The 15,098-nt window shown below is 39.7% G+C and carries 10 protein-coding genes, 19 tRNA genes, 1 riboswitch and 1 other annotated feature; of the genes, 25 read left to right on the top strand and 4 right to left on the bottom strand.

The features are described 5' to 3' along the window. Positions 1-82: 82 nt before the first annotated feature. The 20 genes from HFC68_RS02890 (at position 83) to spxB (ending at position 3,880) form a co-directional block, all read left to right on the top strand. Positions 83-155: transfer RNA gene (locus tag HFC68_RS02890), tRNA-Val, on the top strand. Between the two features lie 9 nt (positions 156-164). Continuing rightward, a tRNA-Lys gene (locus tag HFC68_RS02885) sits at positions 165-237 on the top strand. A gap of 59 nt (positions 238-296) precedes the next feature. Beyond that, positions 297-369, top strand: a tRNA-Thr gene (locus HFC68_RS02880). Between the two features lie 10 nt (positions 370-379). Next, positions 380-451 (top strand) — tRNA-Gly (locus HFC68_RS02875). A 32-nt stretch (positions 452-483) separates the two neighbouring features. Next, positions 484-569: transfer RNA gene (locus tag HFC68_RS02870), tRNA-Leu, on the top strand. 8 nt (positions 570-577) lie between these two features. After that, positions 578-651: transfer RNA gene (locus HFC68_RS02865), tRNA-Arg, on the top strand. 9 nt (positions 652-660) lie between these two features. Continuing rightward, positions 661-734, top strand: a tRNA-Pro gene (locus tag HFC68_RS02860). A gap of 39 nt (positions 735-773) precedes the next feature. Next, a tRNA-Met gene (locus HFC68_RS02855) sits at positions 774-847 on the top strand. 20 nt (positions 848-867) lie between these two features. Further along, a tRNA-Ile gene (locus HFC68_RS02850) sits at positions 868-941 on the top strand. 46 nt (positions 942-987) lie between these two features. After that, positions 988-1,077: transfer RNA gene (locus HFC68_RS02845), tRNA-Ser, on the top strand. Between the two features lie 9 nt (positions 1,078-1,086). Continuing rightward, positions 1,087-1,160: transfer RNA gene (locus HFC68_RS02840), tRNA-Met, on the top strand. A gap of 4 nt (positions 1,161-1,164) precedes the next feature. Beyond that, positions 1,165-1,238 (top strand) — tRNA-Asp (locus tag HFC68_RS02835). A 5-nt stretch (positions 1,239-1,243) separates the two neighbouring features. After that, positions 1,244-1,316: transfer RNA gene (locus HFC68_RS02830), tRNA-Phe, on the top strand. 24 nt (positions 1,317-1,340) lie between these two features. Next, positions 1,341-1,411, top strand: a tRNA-Gly gene (locus HFC68_RS02825). Between the two features lie 18 nt (positions 1,412-1,429). After that, positions 1,430-1,504 (top strand) — tRNA-Ile (locus tag HFC68_RS02820). 3 nt (positions 1,505-1,507) lie between these two features. Further along, positions 1,508-1,595, top strand: a tRNA-Ser gene (locus HFC68_RS02815). 23 nt (positions 1,596-1,618) lie between these two features. Beyond that, positions 1,619-1,690: transfer RNA gene (locus HFC68_RS02810), tRNA-Glu, on the top strand. Positions 1,691-1,723: 33 nt separating this feature from the next. Further along, positions 1,724-1,797: transfer RNA gene (locus HFC68_RS02805), tRNA-Met, on the top strand. A gap of 4 nt (positions 1,798-1,801) precedes the next feature. Continuing rightward, positions 1,802-1,875 (top strand) — tRNA-Asp (locus HFC68_RS02800). Between the two features lie 271 nt (positions 1,876-2,146). Beyond that, the gene (spxB, locus tag HFC68_RS02795; RefSeq protein ID WP_060743922.1) at positions 2,147-3,880 is read left to right on the top strand and encodes a pyruvate oxidase; all 1,734 of its coding nucleotides are present in this window, start codon (positions 2,147-2,149) and stop codon (positions 3,878-3,880) included. Between the two features lie 68 nt (positions 3,881-3,948). On the opposite strand, the gene HFC68_RS02790 is transcribed toward spxB, so the two are convergent. Then, positions 3,949-4,680 (bottom strand): hypothetical protein, encoded by a 732-nt coding sequence (locus HFC68_RS02790; RefSeq protein WP_167399670.1) that lies wholly within the window; start codon positions 4,678-4,680, stop codon positions 3,949-3,951. A gap of 94 nt (positions 4,681-4,774) precedes the next feature. After that, positions 4,775-4,855, top strand: a riboswitch (SMK box riboswitch). On the opposite strand from HFC68_RS02790, the gene metK reads away from it, so the two are divergent. Then, entirely contained in the window at positions 4,853-6,043 is a 1,191-nt protein-coding gene (metK, locus tag HFC68_RS02785) for a methionine adenosyltransferase (protein WP_002833742.1), read from the top strand. (Overlaps the previous riboswitch by 3 nt.) A gap of 74 nt (positions 6,044-6,117) precedes the next feature. Further along, the gene (locus HFC68_RS02780; RefSeq protein WP_167399669.1) at positions 6,118-7,584 is read left to right on the top strand and encodes an MDR family MFS transporter; all 1,467 of its coding nucleotides are present in this window, start codon (positions 6,118-6,120) and stop codon (positions 7,582-7,584) included. 46 nt (positions 7,585-7,630) lie between these two features. Here the strand turns inward: HFC68_RS02780 and HFC68_RS02775 are convergent, their stop codons facing one another. Beyond that, positions 7,631-8,194, bottom strand: a complete 564-nt coding sequence (locus HFC68_RS02775) for a class I SAM-dependent methyltransferase (RefSeq protein WP_069825224.1) — start codon at positions 8,192-8,194, stop codon at positions 7,631-7,633. Next, positions 8,187-8,819, bottom strand: coding sequence for a phosphatase PAP2 family protein (locus HFC68_RS02770; RefSeq protein WP_069825225.1), 633 nt, complete (start codon positions 8,817-8,819; stop codon positions 8,187-8,189). Before HFC68_RS02770 ends, HFC68_RS02775 begins: the two co-directional genes overlap by 8 nt. A gap of 82 nt (positions 8,820-8,901) precedes the next feature. Continuing rightward, positions 8,902-9,106, top strand: a binding site (T-box leader). A 58-nt stretch (positions 9,107-9,164) separates the two neighbouring features. Between HFC68_RS02770 and leuS the strand changes: the two genes are divergently transcribed. The 3 genes from leuS to HFC68_RS02755 all read left to right on the top strand — a co-directional run bounded on the left by leuS (position 9,165) and on the right by HFC68_RS02755 (position 14,199). Further along, complete coding sequence (leuS, locus tag HFC68_RS02765; RefSeq protein ID WP_002833746.1) at positions 9,165-11,582, top strand: leucine--tRNA ligase; 2,418 nt, start codon at positions 9,165-9,167, stop codon at positions 11,580-11,582. 203 nt (positions 11,583-11,785) lie between these two features. Beyond that, a complete protein-coding gene (locus HFC68_RS02760; protein WP_002833747.1) occupies positions 11,786-13,471 on the top strand; it encodes a polysaccharide biosynthesis protein in 1,686 nt (561 codons plus the stop codon). A gap of 8 nt (positions 13,472-13,479) precedes the next feature. Further along, positions 13,480-14,199 (top strand): 16S rRNA pseudouridine(516) synthase, encoded by a 720-nt coding sequence (locus HFC68_RS02755; protein WP_167399668.1) that lies wholly within the window; start codon positions 13,480-13,482, stop codon positions 14,197-14,199. A gap of 22 nt (positions 14,200-14,221) precedes the next feature. On the opposite strand, the gene HFC68_RS02750 is transcribed toward HFC68_RS02755, so the two are convergent. Continuing rightward, the gene (locus HFC68_RS02750) at positions 14,222-15,061 is read right to left on the bottom strand and encodes an NAD(P)H-hydrate dehydratase (RefSeq protein ID WP_167399667.1); all 840 of its coding nucleotides are present in this window, start codon (positions 15,059-15,061) and stop codon (positions 14,222-14,224) included. Positions 15,062-15,098 lie beyond the last annotated feature (37 nt).

The raw sequence follows: 15,098 nt of genomic DNA, 5'->3' as shown, positions 1-15,098 counted from the left end.
CGAACACAGAAGTCAAGCTTCTTAACGCCGAGAGTAGTTGGGGGATCGCCCCCTGCGAGGGTAGGACGTTGCCATGCTAAATGGGGGATTAGCTCAGTTGGGAGAGCATCTGCCTTACAAGCAGGAGGTCACAGGTTCGAGCCCTGTATCCCCCATTATATTTTGAGCCGTTAGCTCAGTTGGTAGAGCATCTGACTTTTAATCAGAGGGTCGACAGTTCGAGCCTGTCACGGCTCATAGCACAAATTAGTGCTATGTTTCATAAAAGTAAATATATGGCATTAATAAGTGATAATGCCGACTTAGCTCAGTTGGCAGAGCATCTGTCTTGTAAACAGGGGGTCGGAGGTTCGAATCCTCTAGTCGGCATATCAATTTTGCGGAAGTAGTTCAGTGGTAGAACATCACCTTGCCATGGTGGGGGTCGCGGGTTCGAATCCCGTCTTCCGCTTAGTAGTAATCCGTTACTACTATAGCAAAGATGCCGGGGTGGCGGAATTGGCAGACGCACAGGACTTAAAATCCTGCGGTTAGTGATAACCGTACCGGTTCGATCCCGGTCCTCGGCACTTATTATGCACCCATAGCGCAACTGGATAGAGTGTCTGACTACGAATCAGAAGGTTGTAGGTTCGACTCCTACTGGGTGCATTGTTTTAACGGGAAGTAGCTCAGCTTGGTAGAGCACCTGGTTTGGGACCAGGGGGTCGCAGGTTCGAATCCTGTCTTCCCGATTAAATGTTTAAATACATTTATTGTTTCAATATATAGATCGCGGTGTAGCTCAGCTGGCTAGAGCGTCCGGTTCATACCCGGGAGGTCGGGGGTTCGATCCCCTCCGCCGCGATAGGGTTAATATACGAACTTGGACCTTTAGCTCAGTTGGTTAGAGCAAACGGCTCATAACCGTTCGGTCGTAGGTTCGAGTCCTACAAGGTCCATCTAGCTTTTGTTAGTATAGGGCAGTAAAACGTATATTTTTATTATGGAGGATTACCCAAGTCTGGCTGAAGGGAACGGTCTTGAAAACCGTCAGGTGGGTCAAACCACGCGAGAGTTCGAATCTCTCATCCTCCTTTCAATTATCGCGGGATGGAGCAGTCTGGTAGCTCGTCGGGCTCATAACCCGAAGGTCGTAGGTTCAAATCCTGCTCCCGCAATTATGGTCCTATGGTCTAGCTGGTTAGGACGCCTGCCTGTCACGCAGGAGATCACGAGTTCGAGTCTCGTTAGGACCGTAAATGGCTCGGTAGCTCAGTCGGTAGAGCAATGGATTGAAGCTCCATGTGTCGGCAGTTCGATTCTGTCCCGCGCCATTCACAATTTAATACCTTTATTATGCGGGTGTAGTTTAGTGGTAAAACCACAGCCTTCCAAGCTGTTGTCGCGAGTTCGATTCTCGTCACCCGCTTTTGTTATATTTTTATATGGGCCTATAGCTCAGCTGGTTTAGAGCGCACGCCTGATAAGCGTGAGGTCGATGGTTCGAGTCCATTTAGGCCCATTTGGAGAAGTACTCAAGTGGCTGAAGAGGCGCCCCTGCTAAGGGTGTAGGTCGCGCAAGCGGCGCGAGGGTTCGAATCCCTCCTTCTCCGTAGCTTGTATATTTTATATTTATGACCCGTTGGTCAAGTGGTTAAGACACTGCCCTTTCACGGCAGTAACATGGGTTCGAATCCCGTACGGGTCATCAACATTTGATTATTAATTAACTTTATATTATCGCGGGATGGAGCAGTCTGGTAGCTCGTCGGGCTCATAACCCGAAGGTCGTAGGTTCAAATCCTGCTCCCGCAATTATGGTCCTATGGTCTAGCTGGTTAGGACGCCTGCCTGTCACGCAGGAGATCACGAGTTCGAGTCTCGTTAGGACCGTTCGCACAAGTAGAAAAAAACAATTAAAACATCTTATTTTAGAATAAGGTGTTTTTTTGTATATAAAAATAATTAAGATCCTAAAGTAAGTTTGAGCTTCACTTAGAGAACTTTTAATTAATTTCAGTTTAATATCCCGATAAATTAAGTGAAGTTAAATAAGTACCATTTATTTAACAAATAGTAACGTTTTAGTTTACAAATGTATTGAATAGAACTACAATAAACCTTGTAGAAAACTTACTAAAAAGAAGTGGAATGAGGGGATTATATGACTGAAAAAATTAATGCATCTGATGCAATGATTAAAGTTTTGGAATCATGGGGAGTTCATAACGTTTATGGTCTACCAGGGGGATCTTTTGATTCGACAATGAATGCTTTGTACAATCGGAAGAGCACCATTAATTATGTTCAAGTTCGACATGAAGAAGTTGGGGCTCTGGCAGCGGTCGGAGAAGCTAAGGTAACTGGTAAACTTGGAGTTACATTTGGATCAGCTGGACCTGGTGCAGTTCATTTACTTAATGGTTTATATGATGCTAAGCATGATCATATGCCTGTATTAGCTTTGGTCGGACAAGTTCCTACAACATTAATGAACACGGACTATTTCCAAGAATTAAATGAAAATCCAATTTTCACCGATGTTGCAGTTTATAATCGAACCGTAATGACTGCTGAACAAATGCCCCACGTCGTCGACGAAGCTATTCGCCAAGCTTACAAATATAGTGGGGTAGCGGTAGTTACAATTCCTAAGGATTTAGGTTGGCAACCTATTGAAGATAACTATGTCTCATCAGCTAATCTTTATCAAGCACCAATCTTACCTGAACCAGATGTAAAGCAGGTTGACGAAGCGCTTGAAATTTTGAGTAATGCCAAGCATCCAGTGATGTACATCGGGCAAGGTACAAGAGGAGCTGGGTCAGATATTATTGCATTGTCTGAAAAATTGCATATTCCGATTGTTACATCAGCCTTGGCTAAGGGAATTGTCCCCGACAGTTATAAGGCTAACATGGGATCGGCTGGTCGAGTAGCAACTAAACCAGGGGTAGAAGTTTTACAAGCAGCAGATGCTGTAATGTTCGTGGGCTCTGATTTTCCATTCCAGCCTTACTTTGTTGCCCCAGATGCTAAATATATCCAAGTAGATATTGATGCAAGTAAATTTGGTAGAAGACATGTTGTAGATTTGGCTATTTTAGCTGACTCCCATAAATTCCTCAAAGTGATGCTAGAAAAAGCTGAAACTACTGCTGAAAGCAAATGGTATAAGGCAGCATTAGAAAACAAAAAGAATTGGGAAGAATGGAAGAATTCGTTTGTGGGCCAGCAAGATACACCTTTAAATGTTGAAAATGTTTTTGCTAAGATTAATGCTTTAGCAACCGATGATGCTATTTTCCAAGTTGATGTTGGTAATGTAACGATCGATGGCATGCGTTTCCTTAAAGCTGATCAAGCTCAACGATTTACGACTTCAGGTTGGTATGCCACAATGGGTTATGCCTTACCAGCAGCCATTGGAGCACAAGCTGAATATCCAGATCGCCAAGTTTGGTCAATTTCAGGCGATGGTGGATATGCCATGGTAATGCAAGATGTCCTAACTCAAGTTAAGTATCATATGCCTATCATCAATGTTATATTAACAAATGAAAGCTTAGGCTTTATCGAAGCTGAACAAGATGATAGCAAGCAACCACATTCTGGTGTAGATTTGATTGATGCAGATTACGGTACTTCAGCCCAAGCACTGGGGGCAGAAGGATTTGAAGTTCGGACCTACGACGAATTGGAACAAGCTTTTGAAAAAGCGAAAGATCGTAAAGGCCCCGTGGTAATTGATGTTAAGATTACAAACTTAAGACCACTTCCTGTTGAACAACTACTTTTGGATAAAGAAACTCAAGATCCTGAAGCAGTCGAACAATTTGTTAAGAAGTATCATGCTGAATCATTGATTCCTTTCAGAAAATTATTAGAAGAAGCATAATTTAAATACTAAAAACGGGCGAAAAAGTCAAAGATTGATTTTTCGTCCGTTTTTATTTGTTTAAGAAATTAATTGATGGTTATAAAAAATGAAGCCAAACCAATTAGAGCAATTAGGACTAGCAAAGTGAAGTTCCGAGGTAGGTGTAATTTAGGAATAAACCAACTAAAAACTGCTAAAATGGGATAAATTAAAGCTGTCCAACTCTTTAAAAGAATAAAAGCAAAAATCGTAATGATTAAAGTTAATGTTAAGGCAAATATTGCAAACTTAAAACTAGTTTTAATAAAAATAGCAAAGAGAATTACGATAATCATCAAGGATAACAATAAGCCCATTTTCAAGAGAATCGAAGTTACAAACCCATTTCGAATGTAGAAAAAGGCAAGTGGTGCTAACGTTCCGACACTAAGCGAAAAAGTAAGTAATCCTACACCATTTTTTTGTTCAAATGGTAGGAAAGTAGTCAGAAATGGCACAAAACTAAGTAACCCTAAAAGTGCAACGTAAGTGTTTTCGCTGAACAGTAGAATTATAAAGGTCAAAATTGGAATAATCGCCAAGGGCGCCATTAAACGTAAATTAGTTTTGTTAGTTAGACGATCGATAGTAAGAAAATTTACCATGAAAGTTGCTAGGAAAAATAATATTTGAATGGAAAGATGCTTACTGAAGATCTCTGAGCTAAAATGACTACTGAGATACCAAGGTACCACCGAGAGCAACAAAGCATTAATGGCGGGAAGATAACTCTTTTTTTCAATAGGATAATTAAATTTTGGTAGATTGATTTTATTCATATAAAACTCCTTATGTTTCCTGACATTAATCGTATACAAAAGCCGCAGGAACGTCAACCTAACTTTAAAAGAAAGAGTGGGTGTGATAGACTTAGTAAGTTACTAGTGTTCCCGATAGGATTAGTTATCCAAAAGATCCTTGTAACCGAAATTAAATTTAGGGGGAATTTACATGTCAGAAAGACATTTATTTACTTCAGAATCAGTATCTGAAGGACATCCAGACAAGATAGCCGATCAAATCAGTGACTCTATCTTAGATGAACTATTAAAGAACGATCCAGATGCACGAGTTGCTTGTGAAACAACCGTTACGACTGGATTAGTAGTCGTTGTGGGAGAAATCTCAACAACAGCTTACATCGATATCCAAAAGGTGGTTAGAAAGACCATTAAGGATATTGGCTATGTAGGTGGAGAATATGGATTTGATGGCGAAAATTGTGCTGTAATTGTTGCCATTGATGAACAATCTCCAGATATTGCTCAAGGAGTTGATGATTCCTTGGAAACGCGTGAAGGCCATGAAGATCGACTAAACCAAATCGGTGCCGGAGATCAAGGTTTAATGTTCGGATACGCAACTAATGAAACAGAAGAATTAATGCCATTACCAATTATGTTAAGTCATCATTTGATGCAAAGAATTGCTAAACTACGTAAGGAACAAGTTATCAGCTACCTTCGTCCAGATGCTAAGGCCGAAGTGACGGTTGAATATGATGATAATGATCATCCTGTTCGCGTAGATACGGTTGTTTTAAGTACTCAACATGATCCTGACGTAACTTTAGAACAGATTCGCCAAGATGTTATTGAACAAGTTATCAAAGCTGTAATCCCAGCTACTCTTTTAGATGAAAACACTAATTTCTACATCAACCCTACAGGTCGCTTTGTTATTGGTGGACCACAAGGGGATGCCGGTTTGACAGGGCGTAAGATCATCGTAGATACCTACGGTGGGGCCGCTCGTCATGGTGGTGGAGCTTTCTCTGGAAAAGATGCGACTAAGGTGGACCGTTCAGCAAGTTATGCCGCTCGTTACATTGCCAAAAACATTGTAGCAGCTAAGTTAGCTGAAAGGGTTGAAGTTCAGATTGCTTATGCAATTGGGGTCGCAGAACCTGTTTCGGTCATGGTGGATACTTTTGGTACCGGTACGGTTTCAGAAGAAAAATTAACACAAGCCGTTCGTAAGATTTTTGATTTACGACCTGCTGGAATTATTGAAATGTTAGATTTGAAACGTCCAATTTACAAGCAGACGGCTGCTTATGGTCATTTTGGACGGACTGACGTTGAACTACCATGGGAAAAGACGGATAAGGTTGAAGCTTTAAACGACTTTTTTAAAAACTAAAAAATTTGATTAATGGCTGTGTTGATGTCTAAACGGATATTAACACGGCTATTATATTGGTTGAGAGGTAATAAATGGAGAAAAAACAAACAAATGTGGTCGTTGTAACAGTCGCTATTTTTGTTGCAACTTTTATGTCGGCGATTGAAGGAACAATTGTTTCGACAGCGATGCCGACCATTGTAGGAGATTTACATGGCGTTAGTTTGATGAATTGGGTTATTTCAATTTTCCTACTAACTAATGCAATATTTACCCCAATTTACGGGAAGTTGTCTGATATTTTCGGTCGTAAACGAGTGTTCATTTTTGGAATTATTATATTTTTGATTGGCTCGATGTTAAGTGGGATGGCCCACTCAATGGGTTTCTTGATTTTATGGCGCGCATTGCAAGGAATCGGGGCTGGATCGATTATGCCGGTTTCTAATACCATTATTGCTGATATTTATCCGATTGAAAAACGGGCCAAGGTAATGGGACTAAATGGTTCAGCATGGGGAATTGCTTCTATTATTGCTCCGCTATTAGGAGGCTTTATTGTTGATAATCTAAGTTGGCATTGGATTTTCTTTATCAATTTACCGATTGGAATTATCACCATCTTTTTAATTCAGTTCTTCCTTAAAGAAGAGGTTAGTGTCCATAGCAAGAAAATTGACTACCTAGGTAGTTTTTGGTTAATGGTAGCTTTACTGGGATTAATGTACGGTTTTCAATTGATGGGCGAAAGTTCATTCTCATGGGTTACATTGGTGATTTCGTTTGTGATTTTCATCGTGGGAGCTGGCTTATTTATTCGTCAAGAAAAACGGGCGGAAGATCCCATTATTTTCCTAGATTTGTTTAACAACCGCACATTTGTAATTCAAAATGTGGCGACGATGTTGGTCTCTGGTTTGTTGATTGGTTTCGAAGTTTACTTACCAAGCTGGACACAAGGAATTTTAGGAGTGCCAGCTTCATTAGCTGGATTTGCAGTAACTCCAAGTTCAATTTTATGGATTTTCGGTTCATTCTTAGCAGGACGGATGATTGTTAAATTAAAAGCCAACCAGATTTTGACCATTAGTTTATCAATCCTAGCTGTTGGTAGCTTATTATTAGCTTTAGTACCGGCTTCAACACCGTTCTTAGCGTTCTTCTTTATTGCAGCTATTTTAGGAGTTGGTTTTGGAATTACAATTACTTCCACATTAGTAATTTCACAGCAATTAGTAACTAAAGATCGGATTGGGGTAGCAACTTCCTTTAATACTTTGGCTAAGACACTGGGCCAAACCATTATGATGTCCGTTTTCGGAATCATTATGAATGGGACGATGAATGCCGGAGTTAAGGCGAACCCTAAAATTAATATGGATATGATGAACAAAGTTATCAATCCTCAAACGGCTAAAACTTTACCAGAAACGTTATTGCCAACGTTGAGAAATGTTTTATATCAAGCTTTGCATAATATCTACATTGGTTGCTTTATTTTGATTGTGGTTGCTTTAATCATTAATGCGTTTGACCGTCGCTCCAAAGATAATATTTAAAAAAATGGATTTAGAACCTAGCTGAGAGGCTAGCCTTCTAAATCCATTATTTTTTACGCTCAATACACAATAAAATGGGCGGATTATTAATCTGGTTGATGAATTCATAGCGTAAACACGAATAGTGATGTTGGTCGAGTTCAGCTACAAATGAAAGTAATTGTTGTAATTCTTCTTGACCTCCAGGATGACCGTAGTAACAAACTAGGATAATACGACCACCAATTTTTAACTGATTTAAACTTTGTTGGACTGCCGAGATAGTGGAAGTGGGATGAGTAATAATTGATTTATCTCCGCCCGGTAAATATCCTAGATTAAAGATGGCCCCAGTAATGGGTTCGGTGACATAATGGTCAATTTGATCATGACTAGCATGGATTAGTTCAACATTAGTTAAGGGTTGATGCTGGTGCTCAAATAGGGCTCGAGTTTGCTCTAAAGCTGCTTTTTGAACATCAAAACTAAAAACTCGGCCAGTGCTTTGAACCAATTCACTTAAAAATAAAGTGTCATGACCATTTCCCATAGTGGCATCGATTACCACATCGCCGGGTTGAACAATTTCAGTTAGTAATTGATGACTGTATTGCATGGCATTATCAAGCATTTTTAATTTTCCTTCCATAAAAGAGATAGGTTGTAAATTGAAGAACGATTAAACCAAGTAAGAATCCCGCCGTAACATCCGTTGGAAAATGAACGTTTAAATAAATTCGGGATAGGCCAATGCCTAGCATTAGAATTAAGTAGATTAATGCTAGTAAGTTTCGTTTTAATTGATGATGGACAACTTGGAAAGTGATAAAAATTAGGCTTCCAAATAAAACCATAGCCGCCACTGAATGACCACTAGGAAAACTATAACCACCAATACTGATTAAACGGAATTCGGGGCGTTGGCGTTGAATGATTTGTTTAATTAAATGATTAAGTCCATTTCCGAGGACAATATTACAAGCCAAGAATAAAGCGGCTTTCTTTAGGTGCTTTAGAATTAAAATTAAGCAGACTATCAAGCTGATAATTATGTAAGGAATAGAATTACCTAGCTGGGTATAGATGCTGACCACTTGATTGAATCCAGGCGTTCGGACAGATTGCACCAGACTACTGATGCTGTTGTCATAGGCGTGTACCCATCTGGGCTTAAAAATAACTAAACTTACGATTAAGATAAATAAAAGCGTAGGTAGAATATTGATTAATAAATGAGTATATTTTCTGCTGTGCATACGTTTCTCCTTTAACTTCATAATTAATTTTAGCATATTGAGTTGTAATGCAGCGTGGAGATTGGTATGATAAACCTAACTAAATATTGTCGATAAAAGAAGTAGTAGTTGGGATGGACATTTTAAGAGACCGAATGGCTAGTGGAAATTCGGAATGACTTTCAACGAACTCGTCTTTAAAATTAACAATCTTGAACCTAAGTAGAGATTGTCGTTTTCCGCGTTAAGGTATTCAAGTGTGCATTTTGCAAAACATAGGTGGTACCGCGGAACTTTTCGTCCTAAGGATTCTTTTTTAGAATCCTTAGGTTTTTTTTATCGACAAATATAATAATGGAGGAAACTATGGCTTATAATCATAAAGATATCGAACAGAAGTGGCAGCAATTCTGGAGCGACAATGAGACTTTTAAGACGGTCGAAGATGCAGACAAACCTAAATATTATGCATTAGACATGTTCCCTTATCCATCAGGTCAAGGACTCCATGTGGGCCATCCTGAAGGATATACAGCAACAGATATTATGTCACGAATGAAACGGATGCAAGGTTACAAAGTACTTCATCCAATGGGATGGGATGCTTTTGGTCTTCCAGCAGAACAATATGCGATGAAGACAGGTAACAATCCGCGTGATTTTACAGCTAAGAATATTCAAAACTTTAAGCGTCAAATCCAATCACTTGGTTTTTCTTATGACTGGTCGCGAGAAGTTAATACAACTGATCCAGCTTACTACAAGTGGACTCAATGGATTTTTGAGCAACTCTACAAGAAGGGCTTAGCTTATGAAAAAGAAACGCTGGTAAACTGGGCTCCTGATTTAATGGGTGGAACGGTAGTTGCTAACGAAGAAGTTGTGGATGGTAAGACAGAACGTGGTGGGTTCCCCGTTTATCGTAAACCAATGAAACAATGGATTCTTAAAATTACAGCTTACGCCGACCGTTTGATTGACGATTTGGACCTGGTAGATTGGCCCGATAGTATTAAAGAAATGCAAAAAAACTGGATTGGTCGTTCAGTGGGGGCTAGCGTCTTCTTTAATGTTGAAGATAGCGAAAAACAAATTGAAGTATTTACAACGCGTCCAGATACATTATTTGGCGCAACATACTTGGTAATTTCACCAGAACATGACCTCGTTGACCAAATTACAACTCCAGAAAGTAAAGCTGCCGTTGAAGAATACAAGAAAGCTGTTGCAACTAAATCAGATCTTGAACGGACGGATTTGAATAAAGACAAGACGGGAGTCTTCACGGGAGCATACGCGGTTAACCCTGTTAATGGTAAGAAAATTCCAGTTTGGATTAGTGATTACGTATTGGCTTCATACGGAACTGGAGCAGTGATGGCTGTTCCTGCTCATGATGGCCGTGACTACGAATTTGCTAAGAAATTCAAGATAGATATGGTGCCAGTTTATGAAGGTGGCAATCTTGAAGATGGAGTATTGGACAGCGAAGGCGGGCTAATTAACTCTGGATTCCTAGATGGGATGGATAAGCAGACGGCTATTGATACCATGATTAGCTGGTTGGAAGAACATGGAGTTGGTCATAAGAAGGTTAACTATCGTCTTCGTGACTGGGTCTTCTCTCGTCAACGCTACTGGGGTGAACCAATCCCTGTAATTCATTGGGAAGATGGAGAAACAACCTTGATTCCAGAAGATGAATTGCCATTGAGACTCCCAGCTGCAACCGATATTCGTCCTTCCGGTACTGGAGAAAGCCCATTAGCTAACTTAGATGATTGGGTAAACGTAGTTGATGAAAATGGACGTAAGGGTCGCCGGGAAACTAATACAATGCCACAATGGGCGGGTAGTTCATGGTACTTCCTCCGTTACGTTGATCCTAAGAATGATCAAAAGATTGCTGACGAAGATTTACTTAAAGAATGGTTACCAGTCGACTTATATGTTGGTGGAGCTGAACATGCGGTACTTCATTTACTTTATGCACGTTTCTGGCACAAAGTTTTATATGATCTAGGAGTTGTACCAACTAAGGAACCATTCCAAAAATTGGTTAACCAAGGGATGATTCTCGGTAGCAATCATGAGAAGATGTCTAAGTCAAAAGGGAACGTGGTTAATCCAGATGATATTGTTGAGCGCTTTGGAGCGGATACTTTACGATTATACGAAATGTTCATGGGACCTCTGACAGAATCAGTCGCCTGGAGTGAAGATGGGCTTAATGGAAGTCGTAAGTGGATTGACCGCGTCTGGCGCTTGATGATTGATGACGAAAACCAATTGCGTGATCATATTGTTACTGAAAATGATGGCAGTTTGGATATGATTTATAACCAAACTGTTAAGAAGGTAACTGATGATTATGAAAACATGCGCTTTAACACGGCTATTTCACAAATGATGGTCTTTGTTAATGAAGCATACAAGGCTGATAAACTTCCAGCAGTATATATGGAAGGATTAGTTAAGATGTTAGCTCCAATTATTCCGCACGTTGCTGAAGAACTTTGGAGTTTGCTAGGTCACGAAGGTGGTATTTCATACGCTGAATGGCCAACATATGATGAAAGTAAGTTAGTAGAAGCTACAGTTCAAGTCATTCTACAAGTTAATGGTAAAGTTCGGAGTAAGATTACCGTTGACAAGGATATCGCCAAAGAAGAACTTGAAAAATTAGCGTTAGCTGATGCTAAGATTCAACAATGGACGGCAGATAAGACTGTTCGTAAGGTAATTGTTATTCCTAACAAGATTGTTAATATCGTAGTAGGCTAACTAAATCAAAAGTAGGGTCCAGATGTTTTAACAGCATCGTGGACCCTTTTTTTGTAGAAAAATAGTTTGGAAAATGAACTAATTTTGGGAGTTTGGTGGATTTTTTAAGTGTTAGCTGAGCTATCAGCGTAAATTTAATTGTATCGGAGGTATGAATTGTATTAAAATAGTGTAGATTGACTAGAGAAAGTAGGTTTTTATAAATGGATAAGCAATCTGAAATGGATAATTCAGAGTCTCTCTATATGGGTTCACAACCCTTAAGAGATAATTCAGGAAAATCTTCATCCAAAGCAAAGATGCTCGAAGGTTCGGCGTGGATGACCGCCGGAAGTATCTTTTCTAGAATATTAGGCGCCATTTATATTATCCCATGGGTAATTTGGTTTGGTGTTTATAGTGACCAAGCGAACGCTCTTTTTACTAAAGGATATAATATTTATAGTTTCTTTCTAATTGCTGCGATTGCAGGAATCCCATCTGCGATTTCCAAGCAGGTATCCCATTACAACGCAATTAATGAGTTTGCGTTGGGTCAACGTTTGTATAAGCGGGGACTTTTGTTATCCGTCGGAACGGGAATTATCTGTGCCGCAATTCTGTATTTTGGCGCTCCATTTTTAAAAGATGGTGACCCGAACGTAATTACGGTTCTCCATGCATTGGCTTGGGCAGTGTTAGTAATTCCTACGATGAGTTTGACTCGGGGCTTTTTCCAAGGTTACCAAGAAATGGGACCATCAGCCGTTTCTCAATTTATTGAGCAATTAGCCCGAGTGATTTATATGCTAACAACCGCCTACTTTATTATGGGAAAAAGCGGTCAAGGCGATTGGGTTTATGGCGTTTCACAATCAACCTTTGCGGCTTTTATTGGTGCATTAGGTGGATTATTAGTGCTTGGGATTTATTTCATTAAATATCGTAAGCGACTTTCCTATTTGTCACAACATAGTGCCAATGAACTGGTAGTTTCAACGTCAACGCTATATAAAGAAATTATTGCTCAAGCTGTACCTTTTATTATTATTGGATCAGCTATTACAATTTTCCAATTAATCGACCAATACACCTTTTTCCGAATTATGAATGCGGTGAGTGACTATTCGACTGCCGTCTTAAATAATATGTACGCAATCTTTGCTTTTAATGCTAACAAACTGGTAATGATTGTTATTTCATTAGCGTCAGCGATGGCCGTCACTTCCGTACCGATTTTATCGGAAGCCAAAACTAGGGGCGATCGAGCAGAAATTAGTCGACAAGTAACGGATTCAATTTTGCTCTTTGCATTTTTGATGATTCCAGCTGCTTTAGGGATGGCTGCGGTAGCTCAACCAGCATACACGCTGTTCTATCATCTAAGTGATGTAGGAACTGCCATTTTACAATTTAATTCTTATGTAGCAATTGTTTTAGGATTATTTACAGTGATTTCGGCTATTATGCAAGGAATTGGTGAAAATGTCTTAGCCGTGAAGTATTTCTGTGTCGGAATGATTGTTAAATTTATTTTCCAATTTCCCATGGTGGCATTATTTTCAGCAGTGGGTTCATTAATTTCAACGGCTATTGGATTTATGGTAGTGAATTGGTTGATTTTACGGCATATCAACTTGGAATATGGCTTAGATTATCGTCGAATTAATACATTTATTGGAAAAATCATCACTTATGCTTTTGGAACATTCTTGATTGCAATGGTCGTAACTAATGGATTATACATAGTGATGGATCCAGCCAGTAAAGTACAATCGTTACTAGTTATAGCTGCGGCCGTAGTTTTAGGTGGAGCATTTTATCTCTACTTTGTATTAAAGAGCCGCCTAGCGGATGAAATTGTTGGGGCACGGGCAGCTGGCTTACGTCGAATGCTAAAGATTAGTTAGGAGGAGACATGCGAGTAGATAAATTTTTACATGACATGAATATGGGAACGCGAACCCAAATTCGAAAAATGATTAAAGACAAGCTAATCTTTGTTAACGATACGATCGTTAAAACTGGGCGAGTTAAAGTGGATCCAGTGGTTGATGAGGTTAGATTAAAAGACCAAGTGATTGAGTATCAACAATATTTTTATTTCATGATGAACAAACCATTGGGAGTCTTAACTGCTACGGAAGATCGTAAACAAAAAACCGTTATGGATTTATTCAACAAGGTCGATCTCCGAAGTGATTTATTTCCAGTCGGAAGATTGGATAAAGATACCCAAGGCTTGCTGCTAATCACTAATAACGGGCAGTTAGCGCATGATTTATTAGCACCAGAGCGGCACGTTGATAAAACTTACGAGGCGGTGGTAACTGGAAAAATCACCGATCAAGCTGTCGAAGAATTTCAAAAAGGAATCACCTTAAAGGATGGTACTACGTTAAAACCAGCGCAACTGATCATTGAACACTATTCAGAATTAGATGATCAAACAGTGGTTAAGGTAGTCCTAAAAGAAGGAAAGTATCATCAGGTTCGCCGAATGTTTGGTAGCCTAGGTGAGAAAGTGGTCACTCTTCGAAGGACTTCCTTTGGTCCTTTAGAACTAGATGTGGGATTACTTCCCGGAACTTATCGAGAATTAACGGATGATGAAATTAATCGGTTAGTTGAAGGTTAAAAATAAGCTACTATGATAAAAATCATAGTAGCTTATTTTTTTGAAGTTGTTTTAGTGTGAAGGGGAGACGACGAATTAAGCGATGGGGCAAAACAACCGCTTCTTTTTGATAAATTTGATCGGCGGTATAACTGTGTAAGAAGGTTCCTAAGGTAACACCTAAGGCCAAAGAGTCGACTTGGTTTACTAACGCAATAATTACTCCAGTTAAGGCGTCTCCTGAACCACCTGTTGCCATCCCAGGGTTACCAGCCATAATTTGGCGAAAGTCGGTATGAGGAGCGTAAATTTCAGTTTCATAATGCTTTAGAACTACCATTGCTTTTAAATGATCAACTGCACGTTGATTTAGCGTGGGAGCTTGATCTGCTATCTTTATTCCGGAAAGTCGTTGCCATTCCATTTGGTGAGGAGTAAAAATAGTTTGGGGATGATCTACTTGAATTTGATGGGTAGCAATCAAATCAATCGCTGAACCATCAATAACTAAAGGTGTTTGGGATTGAACGTGGTCCAAGACCAATTTTAAAATTTTTAAGCTAGTAGCATTAGTTCCCAATCCCGGACCGATTACCACTCCCGTTGATTTTTTTAGGGCTGCTTTTAAAGCATCAAAATCTAAGAAATCGAGCAACATAACTTCGGCTAGGGTGGAGCGGACAGCCGTAAAGTTAGATTTATCCGTTGCTAAGGTTACTAATCCACCTCCAGCATAAACTGCCGCTGAACTTGATAAAATTCCAGCGCCTCCATATTGATCATTACCAGCTACGATTAAAATCCGACCATAACTTCCCTTGTGACTATCATTGGAACGGACAGGCCATAAGTCGTTCAATCCGTCCTGATTAATCTTTAACATTGTGATCACCTCGTAAAGGTAGTATACCGCAAACTAG

The sequence above is a fragment of the Pediococcus sp. EKM201D genome, from assembly GCF_011800215.1.
Lineage (GTDB): Bacteria > Bacillota > Bacilli > Lactobacillales > Lactobacillaceae > Pediococcus > Pediococcus pentosaceus.
The sequence above is the reverse complement of the archived record's forward strand: the minus strand, read 5'-3'. Positions and strand labels throughout refer to the sequence as shown.